General features: G+C 36.8%; 3 protein-coding genes. All 3 read left to right on the forward strand.

Annotated elements, in window-relative coordinates; translation table 11 throughout:
* Positions 1–140: 140 nt before the first annotated feature.
* Positions 141–782: a bifunctional 4-hydroxy-2-oxoglutarate aldolase/2-dehydro-3-deoxy-phosphogluconate aldolase gene (locus tag F6K13_RS28125; RefSeq protein WP_124147086.1), complete on the forward strand. Its 642-nt coding sequence runs from the start codon at positions 141–143 to the stop codon at positions 780–782.
* Positions 783–851: 69 nt separating this feature from the next.
* Positions 852–1,364 carry a L,D-transpeptidase gene (locus tag F6K13_RS28130; protein WP_124147087.1) on the forward strand — a complete coding sequence of 171 codons (513 nt, stop codon included), beginning with the start codon at positions 852–854 and terminating at the stop codon, positions 1,362–1,364.
* A 214-nt stretch (positions 1,365–1,578) separates the two neighbouring features.
* Complete coding sequence (locus tag F6K13_RS28135) at positions 1,579–2,268, forward strand: metallophosphoesterase family protein (RefSeq protein ID WP_124147088.1); 690 nt, start codon at positions 1,579–1,581, stop codon at positions 2,266–2,268.
* Positions 2,269–2,503 lie beyond the last annotated feature (235 nt).

Here is a 2,503-nt window from a genome sequence, read left to right on the forward strand (position 1 = left end):
TTCCCATCTTACCTACTTACTCCCTCACACCATCAATATATCTACTTCCAGAGAGTAGGAAACTGCTATATATTACAATAATTAAAGTCAAACTTATAAAAAACATATTTTTCTTTATTCCTTCTTCCTTCCACAAAAATATGAATCAAGAAAACTGGTTAAAAATATTAGAACAAAATCGAATAATTGCCGTTATTCGTGCCTCAGAAATCGAGATAGGTATGAAAATGGCAAAAGCAGTTGCTGCTGGTGGTATACGCATAATAGAAATCACTTGGAACAGTCATAAAGCATCAGAATTAATTACTTTACTCCGCTCTGAATTACCCACTTGTATAATTGGCACAGGCACATTATTAACCATAGAAGAGTTACAAAAAGCACTAAAAATTGGTTGCCAATTTATCTTTACGCCACATACTAACCCTGCTATGATTCAAACAGCAAAAATAGCAGCAGTTCCGATTATTCCCGGCGCTCTTTCTCCCACAGAAATATTAACTGCTTGGCAAGCAGGAGCTAGCTGTGTTAAAATATATCCTATCTCAGCAGTAGGAGGCGCAACTTATATCACAAGTTTGCAAGGACCTTTAGGAGAAATTCCTCTAATTCCTACTGGTGGAGTCACCTTAGGAAATGCTAAAGAATTTATCAAAGCAGGTGCAATTGCTGTAGGTTTATCAGGGAAATTATTTCCAAAAGATTTAATAATTGCTCAAAATTGGGAAGCGATCGCGAGACAAACTCAGGCCCTAGTTAGAGAACTTTCAGCAAACAATTGAATCTGAAAATTAATCAAAATAATCTACTTCTAAATTACACCATTATTGTGTTTTGATTAGGTATAAAACATGAAAAACTTAGTTAGTTCTAAAAAATGGTATCAAGTTGGTAAAATATGTGCTGCTACAGCACTAACTATTACAACTTTTTTATCCTGGTCAATACCAACCAAAGCTAGTGGATGGGAAAATCTAATTGCCACGAGAATGTTAGAATTACAACAATCAGCGGAACGTTGGATTTCAATTGACTTATCAACCCAAAGATTAATTGCCTGGGAAGGAAATAAAGTAGTTTATGCAGTCGTAGTTTCCACAGGTAAATCATCAACTCCTACTCGCTTAGGTACTTTCAGAGTACAAACAAAATATCGCACTGCCAGAATGACCGGAGCAGATTATGACGTGCCCGACGTTCCTTATACTATGTATTATGATGGGGGAATGGCGATTCATGGTGCTTACTGGCATAATATGTTTGGTACCCCAGTTAGTCACGGTTGTACGAATGTAGCAGTCAATCACGCCAAATGGTTATTTAACTGGGCATCAGTGGGGACACCTGTAGTAGTACATGAGTGAAAGAAAAAAGGGCGTTGCTGAAGGGCGTGTATGATATTAATTTTAATTACTTAGGAGGATTGAGTCAGGAGAAAGAAAAGTGCTTTTCCTGAAATTAAGTAAAGAGAACATCTAATTTTGCCATTCAAAGAATGACTCTTAATTTACCTAAATTACTAAATTATTTATTTCATACCTCAAATCACCAAGGCCGAAAAAAGTAACAAAAATATATATGCGTATTCTAGCCATCGGAGATATTCACGGTCATTCCAGAGCATTTGATACATTGATTGCAGCAGTTAAGCCACGATTAGAGGATGTTATTATTACTCTTGGTGACTATGTAGATAAAGGTCCAGATTCTCAAGGAGTGATTAATCGATTAATTGCACTTTATGAAACTGGGCAACTTGTAGCCTTACGTGGCAACCATGAATTAATGATGATGAGGTCTCGTGATTGTTCGCAATATGAAGTTCGCTGGCATAATTCTGGTGGCAAGGAGACTTTAGCTTCTTATTCAAAATCTGGTAAATCTCAACTAAAACATATTCCAGACGAACATTGGTATTTCCTTGAGAATATCTGTGTAGACTGGTGGGAGTCAGACGAACATTTTTTTGTTCATGCGAATGCTGCTCCCGATCTATCTCTGAATGAGCAGTCAGAGTACAAGCTTTTTTGGGAAAAACTTGATAACCCCATGCCTCACTTTTCAGGAAAAACAATGGTTTGTGGTCACACAAGTCAAAAAAGTGGTAAACCTCTTAATGTCGGTAACACTATTTGTATTGATACCAGAGTTTATGATGACGGTTGGTTGACTTGTTTGGATGTCAGTAGTGGTAAACTTTGGCAGGCAAATAAAAAAGGTAAGTTGAAAACAGCGTTAATAGATGATTTTGCAACTCGTCAAACATAAAAAACGATGGGAGTAAAGTTCCCGGAAGATTTATCCCCTGATTTAATAACGACTCGCGGGTAATAAAGTGGCGTTACTTTCCGGTTTGGTTTTCAATGTACCTCCTATTGAGACTTACACAACTTAACTGGTAAAATTAGACTATAATGCTTGTAAATCAATAATTTTACGTCGAAGCGCTCGCTACGGGACTTACACAAAATTTTAGAGCTGCCGAAATCAAGTAAATATTAAG

It is taken from the genome of Okeania sp. SIO2B9 (assembly GCF_010672505.1).
Lineage (GTDB): Bacteria > Cyanobacteriota > Cyanobacteriia > Cyanobacteriales > Microcoleaceae > Okeania > Okeania hirsuta.